Below are 24,969 nucleotides of genomic sequence, written 5' to 3' on the forward strand. Positions count from 1 at the left end.
GGCACGCCCATGGCAGACATCCAGGTATTAGACCCCCATGTGGCGGACCTCATCGCCGCCGGGGAAGTGGTAGAGCGCCCCGCCTCGGTGGTGAAGGAGCTGTGTGAAAACGCCATCGACGCCGGGGCTACCAGCCTCACCGTGGAAATCCAGCGGGGGGGCATGGCCCTGATCCGGGTGACGGACAACGGCTGCGGCATCCCCGAGGGCCAATGCCAAACCGCCTTCCTGCGCCACGCCACCAGTAAGCTGCGCGCCGCCCAGGACTTGGAGGCCATCGGCACCTTGGGCTTCCGGGGGGAAGCCCTGGCGGCCATCGCCGCCGTGGCCCGGGTGGAGCTGTTCACCTGCCCCCAAGGGGCCACCCTGGGCACCAGCCTGGTCTTGGAGGGGGGGCAAGTCCTCTCCCAGGAGCAGGCTGGCTGCCCCCCCGGCACCACCCTGGTGGTGCGGGACCTGTTTTTCAACACCCCCGCCCGGCTGAAATTCGTGAAGCGGGACGCCTCCGAAGGGGCCGCGGTACACACCCTGGTCCAGCGCTTGGCCCTGTCCCACCCGGAGGTCACGGTCAAATTCCTCCGGGAGGGAAAGCAGGAGTTCATCACCCCCGGGGACGGGCAAATCCGCTCCGCCCTCTATGCCGTCCTGGGCCGGGACCTGGCCCTGGGCTTCCTCCCTGTGAAGGGGGAGGGGGAAGGGGTCACTGTGGAGGGCTTCGTCTCCCTCCCCGCCTGCTGCCGGGGGAACCGGAACTATCAACACTTCTTCGTCAACGGCCGCCAGGTGAAGTCCAAGCTCCTGATGGCCGCCCTGGAACGGGCCTATGAAAACCAGAAGATGGTGGGGAAATTCCCCGGCTGCGTCCTCCACCTGACGGTAAAGCCCAACGAGGTGGATGTGAACGTCCACCCCGCCAAGACGGAGGTAAAATTCCTCTTTGAAAACAAGGTCTTTCAGGGCCTTTACTATGCCGTCCTCTCCGCCCTCAGCGGCGACACCCCCCACCCCACCGCCAGCTTTTCCGCCCCCAAGGCCGCCAAGCCCGCAGGCACTTCCCGCCCGGCGCAGGCCGTCCAAACCCTGACCCCCACCCCGGCCCCCCTGGTTCGGACGCCCACCGTCGATCTCCTGCGGCCGGAGGCCAAGGCAGACCTGCCCCCCGCCCCGCCGGAACCGGCACAAGGGAGGGAACCCGCCGGGGAAGCCCCGGCTCCCAAGGCATCCCCGGCGCAGGGGGCACAGCCCAAGCCGGAGCATTCCAGCCCCCAATCCCCACCGGCCCCCAAACAGGCGGAACCGGCGGAAGAGGCAGGCCCCCCCATCCAGGAACGCCTTCCCGTCCCCCCGCCAGAGCCGGTGGTGGAACCCCTGCCGGAGGCCCCCCCTGGGGACCAAAGCGCCCAGGACCCCCCCACCCCAGAGCCCGCCCCCTGGCGATTGGCCGGGGAGGTCCTGCAAACCTACCTCATTGTGGAGCTGGACGGCGAGGTCCTCTTCATCGACAAGCACGCCGCCCATGAACGGCTGAACTTCGACCGCATGAAGGCCCAGGGCTACACCCCCATGTCCCAGGCCCTGCTGGAACCCCTGGTCCTCACCCCGCCCCCCCAGGAGGCGGCGGTGCTGCTGGAACAGCAGGATTTGCTGTCCAGCTTCGGCTTTGCCTGCGCCCCCTTTGGGGGGGATTCCCTGGTCATCCGGGAAATCCCGGACTATCTCAGCCCCGGCCAGGTGGAGGGCACCCTGGGGGAGCTGGCGGAGCAGCTTCTCAGCGGCGCCGGGGCGGACCCCGCCGCCGCCCGGGACGCCGTCCTCCACACCATGGCCTGCAAGGCCGCCATCAAGGGCGGCCAGCGCAACAGCCCGGAAGAGCTCCGGGTGGTGGCCCAGGCGGTGGTCAGCGGCCAGGTGAAATACTGCCCCCACGGCAGGCCCGTGGCCATCCGGCTGGGCAAGGGGGAGTTGGAGCGGCAATTCAAGCGGACATAACGCCGTTCACAATTTATTCTTTTTTTCGTCATGTCTCATCTGCATTTTTCTGCTACATTTTCTGGAATAGAAAGGAGCTCTGCCATGGCCCCCCCAATTATCGTGGTCTGCGGCCCCACCGCCACAGGGAAAACCAAGCTGGGGGTGGCCCTGGCCCAGCGCTTCCACGGGGAAGTGGTCTCCGCCGACTCCATGCAGCTCTACCGGGGCATGGCCATCGGCACGGCGCAGCCCACCCCGGAGGAGATGGGGGGCATCCCCCACCATATGCTGGCGGTGGCCGACCCCAGGGAGCCCTACAGCGTGGGGCGCTATGTGGAGGAGGCCGGGCGCTGCCTGGAGGACATCCTCCGCCGGGGGAAGCAGCCCATCCTGGTGGGGGGCACAGGGCTGTATATTGACAGCCTCCTCTCCGGCCGGGACTTCTCCCCCAAGCCCCCGGGAAACAGCCGGGCCCGGCTACAGGCCCGGGCCGCCCAGGAGGGCTTGCAGGCCCTTTGGGCTGAGCTCCAAGGCATCGACCCGGCGGCGGCAGCCCGGGTCCACCCCAACGACGAAAAGCGCATCCTCCGGGCCCTGGAAGTCTGGTACGACACCGGGGAGACCATCTCCCAGCACAACCAGCGCACCCAGGCCGTGCCCCCCCGCTACCAGGCGGTGACCCTCCTGCTCAACTACCGGGAGCGCCAAGACCTCTATGCCCGCATCGACCAGCGGGTGGACGAGATGATGGCCCGGGGGCTGCTGGACGAGGCCAAGGCCCTCCTGGCCAACCGGGTCCCCCAGGACGCCACCGCCATGCAGGCCATCGGCTACAAGGAGCTCCTCCCCGCCCTGGCGGGGCAGTGCCCCCTAGAGGACGCGGTGGCCCTGGTGAAGCTGCGCTCCCGGCAATACGCCAAGCGCCAGCTGAGCTGGTTTCGCCGGAACCAGGGCGGCAAGTGGTTTTATTTGGAAAAAATACCCAATTTTCCCGCCCTCCTCCAAGATTCGACCGATTTCGTCAGGGAAAAAGGGGTAGGATAGACGCATCCCAAAGAAAAAGGAGTGCGTCACCATGCAGACAGCAACACAAGTTAAGAAACGGAACCTACAGGACAACCTTCTCGCCAAGCTCCGCCGCAGCCGGATGGGGGTGACCATGTTTTTGGTCAACGGCTTCCAAATCCGGGGGGAAATCCGGGGCTACGACGCCTTTGTGGTCATCATCGACAGCGACGGCAAGCAGCAGATGGTGTACAAGCACGCCATCTCCACCATCATCCCGGAGCGGCCCCTGAGCTGGGACAGTGAGGAGGGCGACGCCGAGTAAGGGGCCTGTATCCAGAAGAGGAAACTTACATCTATGGAAGAAAAAAAGCCGGGCGAACTGTATACCCGCATCCTCATCCCCGCGGTGATCGTGGCTTTCGTGCTCTACCTGATCTTCTCCGTGTGGATTGGCCTGCGCAACCCCTATACCTTCACCGCCGCCTATACCGACACCATGGAGAGCAGCGCCCTGGCCCAGGGCTGGGTGGTGCGCTCGGAAATCCCGGTGGCCTCCGGGGAGGGCCTGGTGCAGCGCAACCGGGAGGAGAACGAACGGGTGGCCAAGGACTCCACCATCGCCGTGGTCTACCAGGACGAGGAGTACGAAAAGCACCAGGCGGAGCTGCTGGAAACCGGCAAAAAGCTCACCGCCCTGCAATATGCCATCCACAATGAGTCTCCCTCCGGCGTGGCCCTGGAAAACCAGATGCGCGGGGCCATGGTGGCCCTGCGCACCTCCGCGTCCAGCGGCAACTACACCGACCTGGCCCAGCAGACGGAGACCTACCGCAAGCTGGTGCTGCGCCGGGAATACCTGGTGTCCAGCGAAGGGGCCGGGGCCATGAACCAGGCGGCGGGGGAGCTGGGGGCCCAGTACCGCGCCCTGCAAAGCAGCAACAGCGGCGTCACCACCATCACCGCCGCCGCCGCCGGGGTGTTCTCCACCCAGCTGGACGGCTATGAAAGCCTGCTCAACCCCGACAGCCTGGACGGCATCAGCGTCCAGGGCCTGGCGGAGCTGGCAAACCTGACGCCCCTGGACAACAGCGGCTACCTGGGCAAAATCATCACCAACACCACCTGGTATTACGCCGTGGCCATGGACGGCACCTCCGCCCAGAACTTCTACGCCGGCAAGCAGGTGCAGGTCTACTTCGACGCCCTGGCCACCACCCTCACCATGACCGTGGCCTCCGTGGGCGAAACCGTGGAGGACCAGGCCCTGGTGCTGCTGCGCTCCTCCCAAAACGCGGAGGAGGCCGCCGGGCTGCGCCAGGAGAGCTGCCGGGTGGTCTTTCGTACCAACGAAGGGATCCGGGTCTCCAAAAAGGCCCTGTATATCAACGAAGAGGGGGAGACGGGGGTCTATGTGGCCGTGGGCTACACCGCCCGCTTCCGGCCGGTGCGCATCCTCGCCGAGGACGACGACTTCTACCTGGTCCGGGCCGCCCCCAAGGACGTGGACGACAAACGGGTCCTGAAAACCGGGGACGATGTGATCGTCTCCTCGGTGGAACTCTATAACGGAAAGGTGGTACGTTAGCTATGCCAGAAACCAAGAGCTATGAGAGCATTGCCGCCAACGTGGCAGCGGTGCGGGAAACCATGCAGCAGGCCGCCCAGCGCGCCGGACGGGACGTCTCCGAAATCACCCTGGTGGCCGCCACCAAGGTCCAGACCTCCGACACCATCCGCAACGCCATCCAGGCGGGGATCACCGTGTGCGGAGAGAACCGGGTCCAGGAGCTGGTGGCCCATTTGGAGGACAACGCCTATGAGGGGGCCCGGGTCCACTTCATCGGCCATCTCCAAACCAACAAGGTGAAATTCGTGGTGGGTAAGGTGGACATGATCGAGTCCATCGACTCCACCCGCCTGATGGACGCCGTGGAAAAGCAGGCCGCCAAGCTGGACATCGTCCAGGACATCCTCCTAGAGGTGAACATCGGCGACGAGGAGAGCAAGGGCGGCGCAGGCATCGATGAGGTGCTCCCCCTGGCCCAGCACGCCCTCTCCTGCCCCCACCTGCGCCTGCGGGGATTGATGTGTATCCCCCCCGCCACGGCGTCAGAGGAGGAAAATCGCGGCTTTTTCCAAGAAACTTATCAGCTTTTTGTTGACATGAAGGACAAATTAGAGGATAATAACTCTACGATTGACTGCCTCTCCATGGGTATGAGTGGAGATTATCCGCTGGCAATTGAGGGCGGCTCCACCATGGTGCGTGTGGGCACGGCCCTCTTCGGCGCCCGTCCCCCCTGGCATCCCCAGGGCTGAGGCCGCGGCCCCGCGGGCGCCGCCAGGAGAGTATAGGGGGTTACCAGATACCATGGGATTTTTTGACGAGATCAAACGCCTGGCCCATCCGTATGACGACGAGATGGAGGACGACGAGGAATATGAAGACGACGAATATGACGACCGGGAGGAGGACGTGGAAGAGGACGAGCCCGCCCCTCCGCCTCCCCCCCGAGATGAGCCGCCCCGGCGGCAGAATTACGCCACCAACGACTTCCCCGGCGCTGCCCAGCCCCGGGGCAACGGCAAGGTGGTGAACATCCACACCACCGCCCAGCTCCAAGTGGTCCTGGTGAAGCCCGAGCGCTTTGAAAACGCCTCGGACATCGCCGACCACCTGCGGGACAAGCGCACGGTGGTGCTCAACCTGGAAAAAGCCGACCCGGCCATCGCCCGGCGGCTGCTGGACTTCCTCTCCGGCGTGGCCTACGCCCAGGAGGGGCAGATCAAAAAGGTGGCCATGCAGACATACATCGTCACCCCCTATAATGTGGACATCATGGGGGATCTGATCGACGAATTGGAAAACAACGGGCTGTATTTCTAAGCTAAGGCCCGTTGGGCTGGTGGGTGTTCCCATATTGCAGGTTAGGCCCACAAAGACAGACAGGGATAGGAGTGACCCAAGATATGATGACACCCCAGGAAGCGGAAGGCCATGTCTTCCCGAAAGCCTCCTTTGGCGGCTATAACATGCCCCAGGTGGATGCCTTTCTGGATAACCTCATTGCCAACTACCGGGAGCTTTTCCAGGAGAACGCATCCTTAAAGGGGAAGCTGAAGGTGCTGGTGGATAAGGTGGAGGAATACCGCGCCACGGAGGAAGCCATGCGCCGGGCGCTGCACTCCGCCCAGAAAATGGCCGAGGAGCTCATCCGGGAGGGTGAGGCCCGGAAACAGGCCACCATCAACGAAGCCGTGGTGGAGCTCCAGCGGCGCAGCCAGGAGACCCGCAGCGCCCTGGCCCAGGAGGAAGCGGCCATCCGCGCCCGGATTGAGGACGCCAAGGCCGCCCTGGCCAACGAGGAGCTGCGCCTGGAAACCGCCCGCAGCTCAACCACCACCTTTGTGGACCGGCTCAAGGAGCTCTACGCCAAGGAGCTGACCTTCATCGGCAACCTCTCCGAGCTCCAAGCCCAGGTGGCCCCGCCCCCCACACCGGCCGCCCCGGCTGCCCCAGCCACCGCCGGGGGCGAACAGCGCATGGCCCAGGACATCCAGGCCAACATGGCCAAAATTTTGGACGAACCCGCCCCGGTTCCCGACGCCGCCCCAGACGGCCCAGGGGACACCCGGGTGTTCGACCAGATTGAATTTGGCAAGGACTATGAAATAGAGTGACGCAAAAAATGCAAGCATTTTTTGCCGGACTGGGTGTACCCTCCGGGGGCGCCCTCAGCGAGGCTGAAAATAAACGATGTTCATGCTTCTTACATTCGGCGGCGGGATGACCGCCGCCGAATGTCTTTCCAGCGGGAGAGGAAGCAGAGAGGAAGGATACACAGTTATGGCACAGGATTACAACGCCACCATCAACCTGCCAAAAACCGACTTCCCCATGCGGGCAGGCCTGCCCCAGCGGGAGCCGGACATGCTGGCACATTGGAAGAAGATCGACGTCTATGGGGAGCTGCTGAAGAAGAACAAGGGCAAGCCCCTCTACTCCCTCCACGACGGCCCCCCCTTCTCCAACGGGGCCCTGCACATGGGCCACGCCCTGAACAAGTCCATCAAGGACTTCATCGTCCGCACCGCCGCCATGCGGGGGTACTACACCCCCTACATCCCCGGCTGGGACAACCACGGCATGCCCATTGAGTCCGCCATCATCAAGCAGAACAAGCTCAACCGCAAGGCCATGAGCGTGCCGGAGTTCCGCACCGCCTGCCGCGACTTCGCCCAGCACTACATCGACGTGCAGATGGAGGGCTTCCAGCGCATGGGGGTCATCGGGGATTGGGACCACCCCTACAAGACCATGGACCCCGGCTTTGAGGCCGAGGAGGTCAAGGTCTTTGGGGAGATGTACAAGAAAGGCTACATTTACAAGGGCCTAAAACCTGTGTACTGGTGCCCCAGCGATGAAACCGCCCTGGCGGAGGCGGAGATCGAGTATCAGGACGACCCCTGCACCACCGCCTATGTGAAGTTCCAGGTGAAGGACGACCAGGGCAAGCTGGGGCAGTATGGCGACCTGTCCAAAATGTACTTCCTCATCTGGACCACCACCATCTGGACCCTGCCGGGGAACCTGGCCATTGCCGTCCACCCCCGGGAGACCTACCTGCTGGTGAAGGCCAGCAACGGGGAGCAGTATATCCTGGCGGAAGCCCTGTGCAAAAAGGTCATGGAGGCCGGCGGCTTTGCCGACTACGAGACGGTGGCCAGCTTCCAGGGCCAGGACTTTGAATACATGCAGGCCCAGCACCCCTTCCTGCCCAAAACCTCCCAGCTGTGTACCGCCGAGTACGTCACCATGGACTCCGGTACCGGCTGCGTCCACACCGCCCCCGGCTTTGGCGCCGACGACTACGAGACCTGCAAGCGCTACAAAATCGACATGGTGGTGCCCGTGGACGACCGGGGCCGCCACACAGACTATGCCGGCCCCTACGCCGGCCTGAAAACCGAAGAGAGCAACCCCATCATCCTAGAGGATATGAAGAAGAGCGGGGCCCTCTTTGCCAGCGAGGAGATCGTCCACAGCTATCCCCACTGCTGGCGCTGCAAGAAGCCCATCATCTTCCGGGCCACCCCCCAGTGGTTCTGCTCCGTGGAGTCCTTCAAGGAGGAGGCCGTGGCCGCCTGCGACGACGTGCGCTGGGTCCCCGGCTGGGGCATTGAGCGCATCAAGTCCATGATCCGGGAGCGGGCGGACTGGTGCATCAGCCGCCAGCGCCGCTGGGGCCTGCCCATCCCCGTGTTCTACTGCGCCCACTGCGGCAAGCCCATCTGCACCGACGAGACCATCGCCGCCGTCAGCAAGCTCTTTGGGGAGAAGGGCTCCAACGCCTGGTATGAGATGGAGGCCGCCGATATCCTCCCCGCCGGTTTCTCCTGCCCCCACTGCGGCAAGTCCGCCGGCTTCACCAAGGAGGAGGATACCCTGGACGGTTGGTTCGACTCCGGCTCCTCCCACTTTGCCTCCATGCAGAAGGACCAAAACTTCTGGCCCTCCACCGTCTACATGGAGGGCTTGGACCAGTACCGGGGCTGGTTCCAGTCCAGCCTGCTCACCGCTGTGGGCGCCCTGGGCAAGGGGGCTCCCTTCCAGGTGTGCATCACCCACGGCTGGACCGTGGACGGCAACGGCAAGGCCATGCACAAGTCCCTGGGCAACGGCGTGGACCCCGCCGACATTTTTAACAAATACGGCGCGGACATGATCCGCCTCTGGGCCGGCTCCGCCGACTACCATGTGGACGTGCGCTGCTCCGATAAGATTTTCAAACAGCTCTCCCAGAACTACCTGAAATTCCGCAACACCGCCCGGTACTGCCTGGGCAACCTGGACGGCTTCGACCCCAACAAGCTGGTGCAGCCGGAGGAGATGGTGGGGCTGGACCGCTGGGCCATCACCAAGCTAAACCAGCTCATCCAACGCTGCTTCACCGCATACGATAACTTTGAATATCATGTGGTATCCCACGCCATCAACGACTTCTGCGTGGTGGAGCTGTCCAGCTTCTATCTGGACATCATCAAGGACCGGCTCTACTGCGAGGAAAAGGACGGCCTGGGCCGGCGCAGCGCCCAGACGGCCCTGTGGCTGATTTTGGACAGCCTGACCAAGCTCTTCGCCCCCATCCTGGCCTTTACCTGCGACGAAATCTGGCTGGCCATGCCCCACCGCAGCCAGGACGACGGGCGCAACGTGCTCTTCAACGAGATGAACCAGCCCTTCACCGCCTACGCCCTGGACGACGCCGCCATGGGCCGCTGGGCGGAGGTGATCCGGGTGCGGGACACCGTCAACGGTGTGCTGGAAACCGCCCGGAAGGAGAAGAAGCTGGGCAAGAGCCTAGAGGCCAAGGTGACCCTCACTGTGGCCGACCCAGACAGCTTCCTGCTGCCGGAGATGGACGAGGATGCCTTGGCGGATATCCTCATCGTCTCCCAGGTGGCCCTGGCCAAGGGCCAGGGGGCGCTGGAAGTCCAGGCGGAGAACGCCCAGGGGGAGAAGTGCCAGCGCTGCTGGAAGGTGCTGCCCTCAGTCAGCGGCGACCTCTGCCCCCGCTGTGCCCGTGTGATTGGGCGCGGCTGATATCCCTACCATACCCCATCTATGCGGCCGGCCCTGCGCCGGCCGCATGGCCATATAGAGAGGAGGAGTTCCATGGACAAACAAAAGCAGCCCAAATTCCGCGCCCCCAGGCGCTATCTGATCCTGGCCATCGCCTGGGTGGTGGTGGACCAGCTGGTAAAACTCCTGGTGCGCCACACCATCTTATACCGGGACCTCCACCCCTTCCTGCCAGGGCTGGACCTGACCTACGTGCGCAACACCGGCGCGGCCTTCTCCATGCTCAGCAGCCACACCTGGTTCCTGGCCCTGCTCTCTGCCGTAGTGGGGGCGGCGCTGGCGGTGGCCCTGGCCCGGGACTTCCTGCCCCACTGGCGGGGCCGCCTGGCCCTGGCCCTGATGCTGGGGGGGGCTGTGGGGAACCTCATCGACCGGGCCCTGCTGGGCTTCGTCACAGACATGTTTGCCACCAGCTTTATCAACTTTGCCGTGTTCAACGTGGCGGACATCGGGGTGGTAGGAGGCGGCATCCTCCTGAGCATCCACCTGATCTTCCTCTGGAAGGATGAGCCCTCCACCAAGGCGAAGAAGGGGGCGAAGAGATGACTGTCACCCTCACCGTCCCCACCTCCGGCCTCCGGGCAGACCAGTTCCTGTCCCAGGCCCTGGACCAGCTCACCCGCTCCGCCGCCCAGCGCCTGCTGGAGGAGGGGCGGGTCTTTCTGGATGGAAAGGCCCTGAAAAAGAACCACCGGCTGCAAGCGGGGGAGCAAATCCAGGTCCACATCCCCGACCCGGAGCCGGTGGCCAACCTGCGGCCCCAGGACATCCCCTTAGACGTGGTGTATGAGGACGACGACGTGATTGTGGTGAACAAGCCTGTGGGGCTGGTGGTCCACCCCGCCCCCGGCCACCCTGACGGCACCCTGGTAAACGCCCTGCTCCACCACTGCGGGGACAGCCTTTCCGGCATCAACGGGGCCCTGCGGCCAGGGATTGTCCACCGCATCGACCGGGACACCAGCGGCCTGCTCATCGCCGCCAAACACGATGCCGCCCACCTGGGCCTCACCGCCCAGCTCCAAGACCACTCCCTCTACCGGGGGTATGAGGCCGTGGTGGTAGGGGGCTTCCGGGAGGACCAGGGGACCATTGCCCTGCCCATCGCCCGCCACCCCACGCAGCGGAAGAAAATGGCCGTGAACCACTACAACGGCCGGGAGGCGGTCACCCACTGGCAGGTGTTGGAGCGCTTCCCCGGCTACACCCATCTGGCCTGCCGCCTGGAAACCGGGCGCACCCATCAAATCCGGGTCCACCTCTCCGCCCAGGGGCACCCGGTGCTGGGGGACCCGGTGTATGGCGGGGTGCGCCGGGGCTTCCCGGAGCTGGCGGGGCAATGCCTCCACGCCCGGACCCTCAGCTTCCGCCACCCCCGCAGCGGGGAGGCGATCACCCTGGAATGTCCCCTGCCCCCCTACTTTGCCGCGGTCTTGACAAGGTGCCGCCATATCCGTTAAAATACGTAATATCTCCTTTATTTTATGGAGATATTACCCGTTTACGAGCAAATATAAGGGGCTGCCGGCCCCGGACAGGTGAGGAGGGAGCCCCCATGTGTAAATTTTCCGGCGTGCTGCTGGCCAGCGACTACGACGACACCCTATACGACCAAAGCATTTCCCGGGAAAACCGCGCCGCCATCCGCCACTTTGTGGAGCAGGGGGGGCTGTTTACCATCTCCACCGGGCGGTCCTACCGCAACTTCGCCATCCAGATGGAGCAGGAGGACCTGCCAGTAAACGCCCCGGTGGTGCTGGCCAACGGGGCCACCATCTACGACTTCCAGGCGGAAAAGCTCCTTTGGCAGCGGCCCCTGCCCCTAGAGGCCTCGGAACACCTGGCCGCCCTGTGCCGGGCCTATCCTGAGGTGGGGGTGGAGGCCTACCACGGGGACCGGATCTACACCTACCGGGCCAATGACGTCACCCGGCGGCACCTAAAGCGGTGCAGCCTCATGGCCCAACCCTGTGAACTCCAAGAGATGCCCCTGCCCTGGATCAAGGTGATCCTCCAACACCCGGAGAGCGCTTATCTGCAACGCATCCAGGCAGAGCTGTTGGCCACCTGGGGGGAACTCTATGAGGTCACCTTCTCCAACCCCATGCTCCTAGAGGTCACCGCCAAGGGGGCCAACAAGGGCACCTCGGTGCTGCGCCTGGCGCAGCATTTGGGCATCCAGGGGGAGAACCTCTACTGCGTGGGCAACGGCCTCAACGACCTGCCCATGCTAGAGGTGGCCGCCGTGCCCTTCGCCCCGGCGGACTGCTACGCGGAGCTGAAGGACTGGGGGGCGGTGATCCTGCCCCCCAGCAGCGAGCACTGTATTGCCAGCTTGATTGCACACTTGGAGGCGCGGTATTGAGACATGCCAAAGTTTTCCCCGTTGACAACTCTGCTGTGAAAACTCGATATCTTCTGAAGAACGTGCCCCGGCGTAGGTCAGGGCACGTTCTTATCTTTCATACTGCAAAATCCAACGGATTCCGTATACTTGACTGCCGGGAAATCACGAAGCGAAGAAAGTTCCGGGAATTTAGAAAAAGCGGTTGATTTTTGTGGACTTGCCCGGTATAATATTTCGGTAAATGTATCGTCCATTGTGCGGTCCCAGCGGCCGCAAATATTGTTTGGAGGTTCGATTCACATGAGAGAAGTATATGTCATCAGCTCCTGCCGTACCGCAGTGGGTAAGTTCGGCGGCAGCCTGAAGGATATCCCCGCCGCTGACCTGGGCGCCACCGTGATCGCCGAGGCCCTCAAGCGCGGCAACGTCAAGGGTGAGTGGTTAGACGAAGTCATGTTCGGCAACGTCCTCTCCGCCGCCCAGGGCCAGAACGTGGCCCGCCAGTGCATGGTCAAGGCCGGCGTGCCCCTGAAGGTCCCCGCCTACACCGTGAGCATGGTCTGCGGCTCCGGCCTCAAGACCGTCATTGAGGGCGCCCGCGCCATCCAGGCTGGCGACGCTGACCTCATCATGTGCGGCGGCACCGAGAACATGTCCGCTGCCCCCTACGCCATCCCCTCCGCCCGCTGGGGCGCCCGCATGAACAACACCACCCTGATCGACACCATGATCAAGGACGGCCTGTGGGACGCTTACAACAACTACCACATGGGCACCACCGCCGAGAACATCTGCGACATCTGGGGCATCACCCGGGAGGAGCTGGACGCCTTCGGCCTGAACTCCCAGCAGAAGGCCGTGGCCGCTGTCCAGTCCGGCCGCTTCAAGGACGAGATCGTCCCCGTCACCGTGAAGCAGAAGAAGAAGGAATTCGTCTTTGACACCGACGAGGACCCCCGTGACACCACCCTGGAAAAGCTGGCTTCCCTGAAGGGCGCGTTTGCCAACTCCGACGACAACACCAAGGACAAGGTGGACATGACCTTCGAGGCCACCCACATGACCCCCTCCGCTGACAACATCGGCGTCAAGCGCGTCACCGCCGGCAATGCCTCCGGCATCAACGACGGCGCTGCCGCCATCATCCTGGCTTCCAAGGAAGCTGTGGACAAGTACGGCCTGAAGCCCCTGTTCAAGGTCATCTCCTGGGGCCAGGGCGGCGTGGACCCCAAGATCATGGGCACCGGCCCCATCCCCGCTTCCCGCCAGGCCATGGAGAAGGCCGGCCTGACCATCAAGGATATGGACCTCATCGAGGCCAACGAGGCTTTTGCCGCCCAGTCCATCGCGGTTGCCCGTGAGCTGGAATTCGACATGTCCAAGGTCAACGTCAACGGCGGCGCCATCGCCATCGGCCACCCTGTGGGCTGCTCCGGCGCCCGTATCATCGTCACCCTGCTCCACGAGATGATGAAGCGTCCCGACGCCAAGAAGGGCCTGGCTACCCTGTGCATCGGCGGCGGCCTGGGCGTGGCTGCCATCTTTGAGAAGTGCTAAGGCACACCCGTAAGGGATTCGTCCATTAAACTGCGGCAAGGCCGCCTTTCCAAGCTGGAAAGGCGGCCTTGTTTTTTCTACCCATGCGTTTTTACCATAGGAGCCCATAAAAAATAAGTATTAGACATTTCCCCAGCCCTTCAGTATACTGATTACAACCAAACAAAAGGAGCGATGGAGCATGAAAACCACAGATGGCGCAGCCTTTGCCCGGGAGAACGTCTTTGGCCTGGGTCAGGAGAACAGCGCATATGCGCAGTATTTCACCGGCAAGTCTTACCTAAACCCCCTCACCGTCCCCGGGGAGGAGACCTCCAATGAGTGGCTAGAGCCGGTGGACGACGAGACCTACGGCACGCTGTCTTGATACATGGAAAGGAGCACATACCATGGACCTTTACAAAACTGACCCGGAATTTATGGCCCGCCTGGACCACTTCCGCTTAGAGGAAGTCCCCCAGGAGCCCAGCCAGCAGCTTCCAGAGGATACCCGCCAGTTGGCCATCCTGGCCACCCTCCTGGGCTGCCAGGGGCAAGAGGTATACCGGGACCAGCTCCCCCAGGCCTTAGCGGCAGGCCTCACCCCGGTGATGGTAAAAGAGCTGGTGTACCAGGCGGTGGACTACCTGGGCTGGGGACGGGTCAAGCCCTTCCTCCTGGCCACCAACGAGGTTTTGGCGGCTCTCGGCGCAGCGCTCCCCCTGCCGGGACAGGCCACCACCACCTTGGAGAACCGCCTCCAACGAGGGGCGGAGACCCAGGCGGCCATTTTCGGCCCCCATATGCTGGAGGCCTGGAAGGAAAACCACATCAACCGCTGGCTGGCGGCCAACTGCTTTGGGGACTACTACACCCGCACAGGGCTAACGCTAAAACAGCGGGAGCTGATTACCTTCTGCCTCCTGTCCGCCCAGGGGGGATGTGACCCCCAGCTCACCACCCACGCCAGGGCAAACATGAACCTGGGGCAGGACAAGGACTTCCTCCTCAAGGTGGTCTCCCAGTGCCTGCCCTACATCGGCTACCCCCGGAGCCTGAACGCCATTGCCTGCGTGGAGCGGGCAGCGGAGCTATGGGCCCAGCAGCAGACGAAGTGAAAGGAGCAACCCCCAAAGTGGACAGGACAAAGGGCCACCCTACCCAGGGTGGCCCTTTTGTGGATTGGATCACTTGCTGATTGCCTGCCGGTCTGCCGGCAGCACCCGGCGGGGGACAGCCCAGTTGTTGCTGGCCACCCGCTCCTCGCTGGCCACAGGGGCGGCGGGGGTGCTGGGGGCCAGGTCGTTGATGGTCACATTCACCTTGTGCTCCACCGGCAGCCACTGGACCCGGCGCTGGAACAGGGCACACAGGGCGATGGGGATATAGGTGAGCATAAACAGGGGGAAGGTAAAGGTGTAGGCCACCTTCTTCCAGGTGGGGGTATTGATGTTGCCGCGCTGGGTGATGGTGGTCACCACGCCGATGAAGAACAGCAGCAGATACGACTGCCCCAGCCCCAGCAGGGACGCCACCAGGGCCTCGCTGCCGCCATACACCCCCGTGAGGGCAAACACGGTGTTGAGCCCGATGCACACCACCGCCAGCAGCAGGGCGGGCATGATGGTCATGAGCATGTCGAAGCAGGCGAAATTCCCCGCGCCCTTGCGGAAAATGTTGCGCAGGAGCTTGGTGCCGTAGTGGGCAAAGACCTGCAGGTAGCCCTTGGCCCAGCGCATCCGCTGCCGCCAGGACTGGCGGAAGGTGATGGGCTGCTCGTCAAAGAGCATGGCCCCGCTGCAATAGCCAATGCGCACCCCGGAGGTGACGCTGTGGATGGTGAACTCGATGTCCTCGGTGAGCAGGTAGAAGTTCCAGCCGCCGTAGCGCCGCAAAATCTCCCGGCTGAAGAGGAAGCCGGTGCCGGAGATGGCACAGCTGGTGCCCAGGAGCATCCGGGCGTGGTTCAGGTACTCCGCCTCCCGGAGGAACCACAGGGAGTACCCGGCGGTGATCCAGTTGTCGCCATAGTTCTTGGAGTTGCGATAGCTGGTGAGGACGTCATAGCCGTCGGAGAAGGTCCGGTTCATCTGGCTGATGTAGTCCTTCTTCAGGAGGTTGTCAGCGTCAAAGACGAAAAAGCCGTCGAAGCTGTCCAAGCTATAGTCCTGGTCGATGTGGTCCAGGAGGAAGTTCAGGGCGTAGCCCTTGCCCACCTGTTCCTTGTTCTGGCGCTCATACACCACTGCCCCGGCGTGCCGTGCCGTGGCGGCGGTGGTGTCTGTGCAGTTGTCTGCCACCACGAATACTGTCACCAGCTCCGTGGGGTAGTCCTGGGCCTTGATGCTGTCCACCAGGTTCCCAATCACCGCCTCCTCGTTTCGTGCCGCGATGAGGACGCCATAGCGGTGCAGGGTCTCTGGCTTGTGGGGCTGGTCCTTCTTTAGGAAGGGGACGGCCAGGTAGACAAACTGGTAGGCGTAACACATGAAAAAGATAATGGATAGGACAATATTGACAAGTTGTACAATTTCCATTTTTAACACCTTCTTTTGCTTGGCAGGGCCGGAGGGCCCTTATTTTTCTATATGGACTATTTTACATTATAGGCATTATACCAGTACAATTATTAAAATGAAACAGGGGTAAGATTAAGCTTTCTTTAAGAACTCTTAAGAAATCAGAAAGAAATCTTAAAATTTCATTAAATTACCTGGAACAGCCAAAACTTCAAATACTCCGTCTCCGGCACGCCCCACAGGATGGGGTGGTCCGGGGCCTGGCGGCGCTCCTCAATCTGCCGCAGCTGCACCGCCGCGTCCGCCGCCGCCTCCTGGAGCATTTGGCGCAACAGCGCCGCCGTCATGAAGTGGGAGCAGGAGCAGGTGGCCAGGTAGCCGCCCCGGGGCAAAATCTGCATGGCCCGGCGGTTGATCTCCTTATACCCCCGGAAGGCATTCTTTACCGTAGTGCCGCTTTTGGTAAAGGCCGGGGGGTCCAGGATGATATAGTCAAAGGGCCGCTGCTTGCCCTCCCCCAGCTGGGTGAGGAGTTGGAACACGTCTGCCTGCTGCACCGTCACCTTGCCCTCCAAGCCGTTGAGGGCGGCGTTGCGCCGGGTCTGTTCCACGGCGGTTTGGGACACATCCACTGCCGTCACCTCTGCCGCCCCCCCTTGGGCGCAGTTCAGGGCGAACGCCCCGGTGTGGGTGAAGCAGTCCAGCACCCGCCGCCCAGGGGCCAGGGCCGCCGCTGCCCGGCGGTTGTATTTCTGGTCCAGGAAGAAGCCAGTCTTCTGGCCGTTGATGTAGTCCACGTCATAGACAATGCCGTTCTCCCGGATGGTCACATGGCCGTCCAGGTCCGTGGCAAGGCCTGGAAGTGGGTAGAAGCCCACCTGGCGGGGGAGGCCCTCCTTCTCCCGCAGGGGGGCGTCGCTGCGCTCATAGATGGCCCGGATGGGCTGGCCCATGGCCGCTAAGCACTCCACCAGCAGGGGATACAGCAGGTCCCGGCGCTGTTCCATCCCCAGGGAGAGCACCTCCGTCACCAGGATGTCCTGGAAGAGGTCCACCGTCAGCCCAGGGAAGGCGTCCGCCTCCCCGAAGATCAGGCGGCAGGCGGGGAAGTCCGGCCCCATGACTGCTTTCCGGTAGTCCAGGGCATACTGGACCCGCCGCCGCCAAAAGGCCTGGTCGAAACGGTCGTTGGTGTTCCGGGAGAGGATGCGCACCCGGATTTTGGAATGGTCGTTGAGAAACCCCGTCCCCAGCCAGCGGCCCTTGGGGGAGACCACATCCACCAGGTCCCCGTTCTCATAGGGAGTCCCGGGCCCGCTGGTCTCCGCGCCGTACACCCAGGGGTGGCCGCTGCGCAGGGCGCGCTCCCCCTTGGCGTTGACCCGGAGGACAGGATAGGGGCGTTGTGTCATGGCGTCAGCCTCCTTTGCTCATCAGGGGCGATGATATATCAAAACACTTGAAAACAACCTTTTCAAGCGCGCCTTGATTATAGCCCCTTTTCGCCAGTATTTCAAGCCGAAAAACGACGAGTTTTGATCCGGGGCCCCTTTCCGCCTTTTCCCGCCGGATTTCCCCTGCATTTGTGCGCAAATTCTCTTGACAGAGAGCGCTTTGGGACGTAAAATAAATTCAGTATAAATATACGAACAGTGGGCCAGGCCCCCAGCCTGGTTCCGGGTCATTTGTTCGTTTCCTCCGGCGGGCTGGTCCTCGCTGCCCCCGCCGTCGTGAGTTTATGTTTATGCGAAATTTTAGAGAAATGGAGGTGTGTCCCGACTGTTATGCCGCAGTACATTTTAATTGGCGTGATCGCTTTCCTGGTCGCGCTTGTGATAGGCATCCCCGTGGGGATCCTCTACCGCAAGAAGGTTGCGGAAAAGGAGATCATCAGCGCGGAGGAAGAAGCCCGGCGTATCATCAACGAGGCCATCAAAAGTGCCGAGAACAAAAAGCGGGAAGCCCTGCTGGAAGCCAAGGAAGAAATCCTGGCGGAGCGCACCAATCACGAGCGAGAGGTGAAAGAGCACCGCAACCAGTTCCAAGAACAGGAGCGGCGGCTCCAGCAAAAGGAGGAGACCCTAGAACGCAAGCTGGAAAACGTGGAGCGCAAGGAGGAATCCTACAACGCCCGCCTCGCCAACCTGGAAGAGGCCCGGGCGGAGACCGCCCGGCTCCAAGCCGAGCAGATGGAGACCTTGGAACGGATTTCCGGCTTCACCGCCGAGGAGGCCAAGGCCTACCTCATCAACAAGCTAGAGACCGAGGTGACCCATGAGGCCGCCATGAAGCTCAAGGAACTCGAGGCCCACTACAAAGAGGAGGCCGACAACAAGGCCAAGGAAATCGTGGGCTTGGCCATCCAGCGCTGCGCCGCGGACCACGTGGCGGAGGCCACCGTCTCGGTGGTGCCCCTGCCCAACGACGAGATGAAAGGCCGTATCATCGGCCGGGAGGGGCGGAATATCCGCACCTTGGAGACCCTCACCGGCGTGGACCTGATCATCGACGACACCCCGGAGGCAATTACTGTCTCCTGCTTCGACCCGGTGCGCCGGGAGATTGCCCGGCTGGCCCTGGAAAAACTGATCCTGGACGGCCGGATTCACCCTGCCCGCATCGAGGAGATGGTGGAGTCCGCCAAGCGAGAGGTGGACGCTACCATCAAGGCCGAGGGGGAACGGGCCGTGCTGGAAACCAACGTCATGGGCCTGCACCCGGAGCTCATCAAGCTCCTGGGCCGCATGAAGTACCGCACCAGCTATGGCCAAAATGTGTACAACCATTCCATCGAGGTGGCCCAGCTGGCTGGCCTCATGGCCGCCGAGATCGGCGAGGACGTAGCCACCGCCAAACGGGCGGGGCTGCTCCACGACCTGGGCAAGGCTGTGGACCACGAGGTGGAGGGCTCCCATGTGACCATCGGCGTGGAGCTGGCCCGGAAGTACCGGGAGAGCAAGGATGTGATCCACGCCATCCACGCCCACCACAACGATGTGGAACCCCAGACGGTGATCGCCTGCCTGGTCCAGGCCGCCGACGCCATCTCCGCCGCCCGACCCGGCGCCCGGCGGGAGAATTTGGAGAACTATATCAAGCGTTTGGAAAAATTGGAGGGGGTTACCGCCTCCTTCCGGGGCGTGGAGAAGTCCTACGCCATCCAGGCCGGCCGTGAGGTGCGCATCATCGTGAAGCCCGAGGTGGTCAGCGAGGATGAAATGACCCTCCTGGCCCGGGACATCGCCAAGCAGATCGAGGACGAGCTGGAATACCCCGGCCAGATCAAGGTGCATCTCCTCCGGGAGGTCAAAGTGGTGGAGTACGCCAAGTAACGCAAACAACACAGACAAAGCGGTATCCAGAGGGTTCTGGATACCGCTTTTATGATACAGGGGCTGTGGTTGACTGTGTGCAGGTTTTCCTTGACAAATGGGGCCAACGCGGTATAATAGACGCAGAAGGGCACTGCCGGTTGCGGTACAGCCCTACATGGGTTTAAGGTTTACTCGGAAACCGTCACCGTGCAGGGTGGCGGTTTCTGCCTTTTATCTTAATCGTTACGGTATATCCGAAGATATGTAACGTAAGCGTTATTGGCATGTGCCTCACCTCCTTTCGGAGGATTGGCTGTACCGCCCACCGTTTATGGCAGCGCCTCTTCTGCCCAAACCCCTACCAATGGGCTTGGCTGTTTTATTATACAACAGCCAAGCCCGATGTGGCAAGAGTATTCGACAATTTTTCATCAATTTGGCCCCCAGGCGCTTTGCCTGGGGGCCATTTGTCAAGGCTTTATTTCAAGTTCTGGAACATCCGCAGGGCGATGGCCAGGGCCTGTTCGCCGGTGGTGTTCCCCTGGGGGTCGAAGCGGTTATTGCCTACGCCGCCTACGATGCCCTTGCCGGACATAAAGGCCACAGCATCCTTGGACCAGCTGGAAATGGAGGCGTCGTCGGCAAAGCTGGTGCTGCCGCTGCTAGGGATGCTGTCGTGGACTTTTTCGTAGACACGGGCCAGGATCACCGCCGCCTGCTCCCGGGTCAGGGGGGCGTTGGGGGCGAACTTGCCCTCGCCCACGCCGTTGATGAAGCCCAGGGCGTAGGCCTGGCGGATGATGATGTCGCTGGCATCCTCAAAGGGGTCTACCTGGGTCACATCGGGGGCACTCTGGCCGGACATGGCCTCGTAGAGCTTTACGGAGGCTCCGGCAAAATCACTACGGGTGGCGTTCTGGGTGAGGTCTGCGCCCCAGAGGTAGTCGGGGACCAAGTTGGCGGTCTCGGCGGCGTTGATGGTGCCCACCGCCCAGGCGCTCACCACTGCGCCGGCATTGGAGAGGGATACGTTGTCCTTATCCAGGTCGGCGGGGTCAATCTTCTCGTCGGTGAGGAAGAAGTAGTAGGTGAAATATTCTACCGGGTCAACAGAGACCACATAAGAAAGCTCAATGAGTGTGTCGGAGCCAAAAGTTTTGGCAAGATAGGCGGAGCTTATCTTGGCGTTGTTCCCAGGTTGGGGGTTCGTATAGGTAAAGTCAACACTGTTGTGCCCGGCCACGGGCCAATGATCCAAATAAGTCACGTATTCTTGGTCCATCATCAATGGCCCGGTGTGAGAATCGGGGAAAAGGAGAGATGTTACACCCAGGGTCTCCTCATCCAAAACACTATATTCGATTTCATTGACACGTCTGTCATAAACGCCGTCACCATCTGAGTCCGACCAGGCAGAGATGTAGAACGAATCGTCGACTCCCCCAGTGGCGAGGCGTAGGCTTACACCAAGAGGGAGACGGTAAACGAACTCAGGGGAAAAGCTTTCCTCTGGCAATTTTGTAACAGAAATTTCCTCTGAGTATAAATCCCAATTTCTCACTTGGAAGCTGGGCTCGCTGAGCAACAGAGCTTCTGAGTTCTTTACATTGAACTCTACGCTGGGGGTATCTGCCGCAGACGCCACGGGAACTGCCAGGGAAAGGGAAAGTGCCAGGGCAAAGGTAGTTGCTAAGACTCTTTTCTTCATGGTTGGTTCCTCCTATAAAGATATTGGTTTTCTACGGTAGGGCTCACCGGAGAAAACCTGCGCTGCACCCTTGACAAATGGGGCCAGTGGGGTATAATAGACGCAGAAGGGCACTGCCGGTTGCGGTACAGCCCCAACTAGTTTAGCGTTTCATTGCAATGAAACCGTCACCGGCCAGGGTGGCGGTTTCTGCCTTTTATCTTAATCGTTACGGTATATCCGAAGATATGTAACGTAAGCGTTATTGGCATGTGCCTCACCTCCTTTCGGAGGATTGGCTGTACCGCCCACCGTTTATGGCAGCGCCTCTTCTGCCCAAACCCCTACCAATGGGCTTGGCTGTTTCATTATACAACAGCCAAGCCCGGTGTGGCAAGGGATTTTGACAAGTTTTTCATCCAGCAAACAAGCGGTATCCAGTGGCGTTCTGGATACCGCTTGTTGTTTATGTGGCTTAGATAAGCCGTCAACCTTGGCAGCCTGAAACCTTCCGGCTTTGCCGGAGGGCAGCACCCCCTCACTTGCCAAACCGGGAGAACACAAACTGTCCCGACTCCGTCAAGTCCCCCAGCCCCCACAGGGCGTTGGGGCTGGTGCCCGGGCGCAGGGCGGCGGAGGTCTCGTCCTTGTCACACAGGGACCAGTTGCACCAGCTGATCCCCCGCTGGTCCAGGAAATCCAGCCACTGGGCGGATTCGTTCAAGAACACCCCGCCGTTGCCGTCGGCCCGGCTGGTGCCCCACTCGGAGACGAACACCGCTAGGCCCTGGGCCCGTACCGCGTCGATGCGCTCACGCAATGCCTGGCCGTGGGTGCCGGCGTAGAAGTGGAGGGTATACATCAAATTCTCCCCCACCACCGGGTCTGCCGCCGCCTGGTGGATATCCTGGCTCCAAGTGGGGCTGCCGATGAGGATGACCCCCTTGGGGGACTGGGCCCGGATGGCGTTGACCACCTGCTGGGCATAGGGCTTCACGTTGCCGCTCCAACTGATGCCCCCGTTGGGCTCGTTGCATATCTCATAGAGGACAGCGGGGCAGTCCTTGTAGCGCTGGGCCAGCTCCGTGAAGAACGCCACCGCCTCCTGGGTGTGGGCGCTGGGGTCCCCGTCGGAGAGGATGTGCCAGTCCAGAATCACGTACATGTCCTGGGCGATGGCGGCGTCCGCGGCGGCGATGAGCTGTTGCTTCACCTGGGCGGGCTGGGAGAGATAGCCCCCCTCCCCGGTGTACATGGCCACCCGGAATACATTGGCCCCATAGCGGGCGGTGTTTTGGATGCTCTGGGCGCTGGTGAACTGGCCGAACCAGTGCAGGCCGTGGGAGCTCATCCCCCGCAGGGCCACAGGCTGCCCCGCCTGGTTGCAGAGCTGGGCCCCCTTCACCTGCAGCCAGCCGTTCTCCGACACGCCCCCCCGGATGGCAGGCCCCGGCTCCGGAGGCTGGGGGGCTGGGGGCGTGGGCTCCTCCGGCTGCCCTGGCCCCTCGCCCTGGTTGGACAGGGCTTGCGCCCGCTGGATGAGGATGCAGGCCTCCGCCCGGCTCAGGCCGCTGGTGGGACGGAAGGCGCCGTTGGCGTCCCCCTGGACCACACCGCAGGCGTAGGCGGCCAACACCGCCTCATAGTAACGGCCGTTGAGCTGGGAAAAGTCGCTGATTTTGGCGCTCTCGGTGTTGTAGTCCCCCCGGACTTCCGGGAGCAGGGCTTTCATCAGGACTTTTACCGCCAGCTGCCGGGGGATGGGCTGGTCAAAGGTCTCCCCGGTGGGGGGGAGCTCATCCCAGTCGTACCACCCCCCTTGGAGGGCGCTTTGGAGATACCCCGCCGCCCAATGGCCCCCCTGGCCCTGGCCGGGGGCGGCACCGGCGGTGCGGGCGGTGATGGTGACAAACTCCGCGGCGGAGATGGTCTGGTTGGGCCGGAAGCTGCCGTCGGCGTAGCCAGTGAGGAGCTGCTTTCCCGCCATCTCTGTGACGGCGCTTTCATACCAGCTCCCCGCCTCCACATCGGTGAAGGCGGCGCCGGCGCTGGCACAGCCCAGGAGCAGGCAGAGGCAGAGGGATAGAACGGCTTTGTATGCTCTCATGCTGAGGGCCTCCTTCCAGGAGATGATTTCCCCTCCATTTTAGCAGATACAAAAGAGAAAAGAAAGGGCTTCCTCCCCCGGAAAACGCCTGTTAACAGCCCTTTGTGTGGGTTTTTTGTGCTGTAAATCACCAAAACAGAGAGACCGGGATTGACTTTCCCATGATAAAAGGTATAATGGTACAATAGGTAGAAATAGCATTCTTTCCCATAGCACTGCCAGGTACGTCCTTCCCAAAGGAAGAAAGGGGGGCGCATCTCGCGCTGATTTGCGGGGTTTCCCCCCCATCCTGTGCTATAGTGGATATGTTATTAGGAAAACGCGAAACATGCCCAACCATGGGCGTCCCCCCACCGGGGGGAGAGAGAAAGAGGGTGAAGCAATGTCGTTGGAAGCCATGGAACAGGTGACAAAGGTGGAAGAGGCGCTGCGGCAGCGCAAAAGCGAAGCCGCCGCCCAGGCAAAGCAGCTGGTGGCCCAGGCGGAGCGGGAGGGCAAGCAAGCCCTGGAATCCATCCGCGCCCAGGTGGAGGCCCAGGCCAAGGAACAGATGGCCCAGGCAGAGGAACGGGCCAACCGCCGGGCTGTCCAGCTCCAAGAGGAGAGCCAGGAGGCCTGCGCGGCCCTCCGGGCGGCAGCCCGGGAGCGCTTGGACCAGGCCGCCAGGGAGATCGTGAGAAGGGTCGTGAACTGAGATGGCCATTGCAAAAATGAAACGGCTGCGGGTGATCAGCCTGGCCCGGCAGCGGGACGAGCTCTTAGCCCGGCTCCTCAGTGCCGGCTGTGTGGAGATCACCGAACCGGCCACGGAGCTGGCGGACCCCGCCTGGACGGCCCTGCTCCACCGGGACGGGGCCTCCCTGAACCAGCTGCGCAGCCAGCAGGGGTCGGTGGCCAGCGCCTTGGAGGCCTTGCAGCAATACGCGGGGCTGAAAAAGGGCCTCTTCCTCCGCCGCCGGGGGGTGGAAGAGCGGGTGTTCCTCCGGGACAGCACCCTCACCAAGGCCCTGAAAAAGGCCGGGGAAATCAACAGCTATGTGGAAAAGCTCCGCCAGAGCCAGGCCCAGAGCAGCCACTTGCAGGCCCAGCGCCTGAGCCTGGGCCCCTGGGCCTCCCTGGACCTGCCCCTGGAAACCGGGGAGACGGCCTATGCCCAACTGAACTTTGGCGTGTGCCCCGCGGGGGTTGTGCTGGCAGAGCTGGAAGCGGCCCTGGCCCAGGCCGCCCCCACCGCCACCCTGACAGAAGTTTCCACAGACAAGGAGCTGCACTACCTGCTCCTGCTGTGCCACAAGGAGGAGGGGGAGGCGGCGGTGGCCGCCCTGCGCCGCCACGGCTTCAGCCTCCACAGCTTCAAGGAGTTCACCGGCACGGCAGGGGAGAACATCGCCCGTATTGACGCCCAGCTCTCCGCCCTGGAAGCGGAGCAGCAGGAATTGAAAGAAAGCCTGGGGAAGATGGGCAGCGCCGGGTGGAGCCTGCGCCTGTGCGCCGACCGGCTCAACGGGGAGCTGGCCAAGGCCGCCGCCACGGAGCGGCTGCTCACTGACGGTACGGTGGTGTTCCTCCAAGGCTGGGTGCCCTCCCGGGAGCGGATGCGGGTGCTGGCGATTTTGGAGGAGCAGGGCTGTGCCTGGGAGCTCACCAATCCCCCGGAGGGGGAGGTGCCCCCGGTGCTGCTGCGCAACAACCGGCTCATCGCCTCCATGAACATGGTTACGGAGATGTACTCCCTCCCCGCCTACGGGGGCATTGACCCCAACCCCCTGATTTTCCCCTTCTTCGCCCTGTTCTACGGCTTCATGTTCGCGGACATGGGCTATGGGCTGGTGATGTT

The 24,969-nt window shown here is 62.5% G+C and carries 21 protein-coding genes; 17 read left to right on the forward strand and 4 right to left on the reverse strand.

The features are described from left to right. The first annotated feature begins 9 nt into the window (after positions 1–9). From mutL to ACTOZL_RS04695, 14 genes are all read left to right on the forward strand, one after another. On the forward strand, positions 10–1,989 hold the full coding sequence (gene mutL / locus ACTOZL_RS04630) for a DNA mismatch repair endonuclease MutL (protein ID WP_482476943.1): 1,980 nt from the start codon (positions 10–12) through the stop codon (positions 1,987–1,989). An 84-nt stretch (positions 1,990–2,073) separates the two neighbouring features. Beyond that, positions 2,074–3,015, forward strand: a complete 942-nt coding sequence (gene miaA, locus ACTOZL_RS04635) for a tRNA (adenosine(37)-N6)-dimethylallyltransferase MiaA (protein WP_482476945.1) — start codon at positions 2,074–2,076, stop codon at positions 3,013–3,015. A gap of 31 nt (positions 3,016–3,046) precedes the next feature. Continuing rightward, positions 3,047–3,301 (forward strand): RNA chaperone Hfq, encoded by a 255-nt coding sequence (gene hfq / locus ACTOZL_RS04640; protein WP_482476946.1) that lies wholly within the window; start codon positions 3,047–3,049, stop codon positions 3,299–3,301. A gap of 33 nt (positions 3,302–3,334) precedes the next feature. Next, complete coding sequence (locus ACTOZL_RS04645; protein ID WP_482476947.1) at positions 3,335–4,564, forward strand: biotin/lipoyl attachment domain-containing protein; 1,230 nt, start codon at positions 3,335–3,337, stop codon at positions 4,562–4,564. 2 nt (positions 4,565–4,566) lie between these two features. Next, entirely contained in the window at positions 4,567–5,298 is a 732-nt protein-coding gene (locus ACTOZL_RS04650; RefSeq protein ID WP_482476949.1) for a YggS family pyridoxal phosphate-dependent enzyme, read from the forward strand. Between the two features lie 52 nt (positions 5,299–5,350). After that, the gene (locus ACTOZL_RS04655; protein ID WP_482476951.1) at positions 5,351–5,866 is read left to right on the forward strand and encodes a cell division protein SepF; all 516 of its coding nucleotides are present in this window, start codon (positions 5,351–5,353) and stop codon (positions 5,864–5,866) included. Between the two features lie 83 nt (positions 5,867–5,949). After that, the gene (locus ACTOZL_RS04660; protein WP_482476952.1) at positions 5,950–6,660 is read left to right on the forward strand and encodes a DivIVA domain-containing protein; all 711 of its coding nucleotides are present in this window, start codon (positions 5,950–5,952) and stop codon (positions 6,658–6,660) included. 166 nt (positions 6,661–6,826) lie between these two features. After that, a complete protein-coding gene (gene ileS, locus ACTOZL_RS04665; RefSeq protein WP_482476953.1) occupies positions 6,827–9,583 on the forward strand; it encodes an isoleucine--tRNA ligase in 2,757 nt (918 codons plus the stop codon). A 72-nt stretch (positions 9,584–9,655) separates the two neighbouring features. Further along, a complete protein-coding gene (lspA, locus tag ACTOZL_RS04670; RefSeq protein WP_482476954.1) occupies positions 9,656–10,168 on the forward strand; it encodes a signal peptidase II in 513 nt (170 codons plus the stop codon). Beyond that, positions 10,165–11,082 carry an RluA family pseudouridine synthase gene (locus tag ACTOZL_RS04675; protein ID WP_482476956.1) on the forward strand — a complete coding sequence of 306 codons (918 nt, stop codon included), beginning with the start codon at positions 10,165–10,167 and terminating at the stop codon, positions 11,080–11,082. Before lspA ends, ACTOZL_RS04675 begins: the two co-directional genes overlap by 4 nt. 95 nt (positions 11,083–11,177) lie before the next feature. Then, complete coding sequence (locus ACTOZL_RS04680) at positions 11,178–11,987, forward strand: HAD-IIB family hydrolase (RefSeq protein ID WP_482476957.1); 810 nt, start codon at positions 11,178–11,180, stop codon at positions 11,985–11,987. A gap of 282 nt (positions 11,988–12,269) precedes the next feature. Further along, a complete protein-coding gene (locus ACTOZL_RS04685; RefSeq protein WP_482476958.1) occupies positions 12,270–13,526 on the forward strand; it encodes an acetyl-CoA C-acetyltransferase in 1,257 nt (418 codons plus the stop codon). Between the two features lie 181 nt (positions 13,527–13,707). Continuing rightward, the gene (locus ACTOZL_RS04690) at positions 13,708–13,893 is read left to right on the forward strand and encodes a hypothetical protein (RefSeq protein ID WP_482476959.1); all 186 of its coding nucleotides are present in this window, start codon (positions 13,708–13,710) and stop codon (positions 13,891–13,893) included. 22 nt (positions 13,894–13,915) lie between these two features. Next, positions 13,916–14,623 (forward strand): carboxymuconolactone decarboxylase family protein, encoded by a 708-nt coding sequence (locus ACTOZL_RS04695; RefSeq protein ID WP_482476960.1) that lies wholly within the window; start codon positions 13,916–13,918, stop codon positions 14,621–14,623. Positions 14,624–14,692: 69 nt separating this feature from the next. On the opposite strand, the gene ACTOZL_RS04700 is transcribed toward ACTOZL_RS04695, so the two are convergent. Both ACTOZL_RS04700 and ACTOZL_RS04705 read right to left on the reverse strand, forming a co-directional pair. Further along, positions 14,693–16,042, reverse strand: coding sequence for a glycosyltransferase family 2 protein (locus ACTOZL_RS04700; protein ID WP_482476961.1), 1,350 nt, complete (start codon positions 16,040–16,042; stop codon positions 14,693–14,695). A gap of 167 nt (positions 16,043–16,209) precedes the next feature. After that, positions 16,210–17,436, reverse strand: a complete 1,227-nt coding sequence (locus ACTOZL_RS04705) for a class I SAM-dependent rRNA methyltransferase (protein ID WP_482476962.1) — start codon at positions 17,434–17,436, stop codon at positions 16,210–16,212. A gap of 372 nt (positions 17,437–17,808) precedes the next feature. On the opposite strand from ACTOZL_RS04705, the gene rny reads away from it, so the two are divergent. After that, positions 17,809–19,356, forward strand: coding sequence for a ribonuclease Y (gene rny / locus ACTOZL_RS04710; RefSeq protein WP_482476963.1), 1,548 nt, complete (start codon positions 17,809–17,811; stop codon positions 19,354–19,356). Positions 19,357–19,816: 460 nt separating this feature from the next. On the opposite strand, the gene ACTOZL_RS04715 is transcribed toward rny, so the two are convergent. Both ACTOZL_RS04715 and ACTOZL_RS04720 read right to left on the reverse strand, forming a co-directional pair. Then, the gene (locus ACTOZL_RS04715; RefSeq protein ID WP_482476965.1) at positions 19,817–20,623 is read right to left on the reverse strand and encodes an S-layer homology domain-containing protein; all 807 of its coding nucleotides are present in this window, start codon (positions 20,621–20,623) and stop codon (positions 19,817–19,819) included. A 940-nt stretch (positions 20,624–21,563) separates the two neighbouring features. Beyond that, the gene (locus ACTOZL_RS04720; RefSeq protein WP_482476967.1) at positions 21,564–23,132 is read right to left on the reverse strand and encodes a cellulase family glycosylhydrolase; all 1,569 of its coding nucleotides are present in this window, start codon (positions 23,130–23,132) and stop codon (positions 21,564–21,566) included. Positions 23,133–23,529: 397 nt separating this feature from the next. Here ACTOZL_RS04720 and ACTOZL_RS04725 point away from each other — a divergent pair, with 397 nt between their 5' ends. Both ACTOZL_RS04725 and ACTOZL_RS04730 read left to right on the forward strand, forming a co-directional pair. Next, entirely contained in the window at positions 23,530–23,826 is a 297-nt protein-coding gene (locus tag ACTOZL_RS04725; protein WP_482476968.1) for a hypothetical protein, read from the forward strand. A gap of 1 nt (position 23,827) precedes the next feature. Then, positions 23,828–24,969 (forward strand): V-type ATP synthase subunit I (locus ACTOZL_RS04730; protein WP_482476969.1); only part of this gene is annotated, 1,142 nt, incomplete at its 3' end.

The organism is Evtepia sp., from assembly GCF_056797215.1.

Bases quoted from the DNA above. Each gene is read 5' to 3' on its own strand.
- ACTOZL_RS04650 (WP_482476949.1), top strand. From the start codon at position 4,567: ATGCCAGAAACCAAGAGCTATGAGAGCATTGCCGCCAACGTGGCAGCG.
- ileS (WP_482476953.1), top strand. From the start codon at position 6,827: ATGGCACAGGATTACAACGCCACCATCAACCTGCCAAAAACCGACTTC.
- ACTOZL_RS04690 (WP_482476959.1), top strand. From the start codon at position 13,708: ATGAAAACCACAGATGGCGCAGCCTTTGCCCGGGAGAACGTCTTTGGC.
- miaA (WP_482476945.1), top strand. From the start codon at position 2,074: ATGGCCCCCCCAATTATCGTGGTCTGCGGCCCCACCGCCACAGGGAAA.
- ACTOZL_RS04695 (WP_482476960.1), top strand. From the start codon at position 13,916: ATGGACCTTTACAAAACTGACCCGGAATTTATGGCCCGCCTGGACCAC.
- ACTOZL_RS04700 (WP_482476961.1), bottom strand. From the start codon at position 16,042: ATGGAAATTGTACAACTTGTCAATATTGTCCTATCCATTATCTTTTTC.
- lspA (WP_482476954.1), top strand. From the start codon at position 9,656: ATGGACAAACAAAAGCAGCCCAAATTCCGCGCCCCCAGGCGCTATCTG.
- ACTOZL_RS04720 (WP_482476967.1), bottom strand. From the start codon at position 23,132: ATGAGAGCATACAAAGCCGTTCTATCCCTCTGCCTCTGCCTGCTCCTG.
- ACTOZL_RS04655 (WP_482476951.1), top strand. From the start codon at position 5,351: ATGGGATTTTTTGACGAGATCAAACGCCTGGCCCATCCGTATGACGAC.
- mutL (WP_482476943.1), top strand. From the start codon at position 10: ATGGCAGACATCCAGGTATTAGACCCCCATGTGGCGGACCTCATCGCC.
- ACTOZL_RS04725 (WP_482476968.1), top strand. From the start codon at position 23,530: ATGGAACAGGTGACAAAGGTGGAAGAGGCGCTGCGGCAGCGCAAAAGC.
- ACTOZL_RS04660 (WP_482476952.1), top strand. From the start codon at position 5,950: ATGATGACACCCCAGGAAGCGGAAGGCCATGTCTTCCCGAAAGCCTCC.
- hfq (WP_482476946.1), top strand. From the start codon at position 3,047: ATGCAGACAGCAACACAAGTTAAGAAACGGAACCTACAGGACAACCTT.
- ACTOZL_RS04715 (WP_482476965.1), bottom strand. From the start codon at position 20,623: ATGATGGACCAAGAATACGTGACTTATTTGGATCATTGGCCCGTGGCC.
- ACTOZL_RS04705 (WP_482476962.1), bottom strand. From the start codon at position 17,436: ATGACACAACGCCCCTATCCTGTCCTCCGGGTCAACGCCAAGGGGGAG.
- ACTOZL_RS04685 (WP_482476958.1), top strand. From the start codon at position 12,270: ATGAGAGAAGTATATGTCATCAGCTCCTGCCGTACCGCAGTGGGTAAG.
- rny (WP_482476963.1), top strand. From the start codon at position 17,809: ATGCCGCAGTACATTTTAATTGGCGTGATCGCTTTCCTGGTCGCGCTT.
- ACTOZL_RS04645 (WP_482476947.1), top strand. From the start codon at position 3,335: ATGGAAGAAAAAAAGCCGGGCGAACTGTATACCCGCATCCTCATCCCC.
- ACTOZL_RS04680 (WP_482476957.1), top strand. From the start codon at position 11,178: ATGTGTAAATTTTCCGGCGTGCTGCTGGCCAGCGACTACGACGACACC.
- ACTOZL_RS04675 (WP_482476956.1), top strand. From the start codon at position 10,165: ATGACTGTCACCCTCACCGTCCCCACCTCCGGCCTCCGGGCAGACCAG.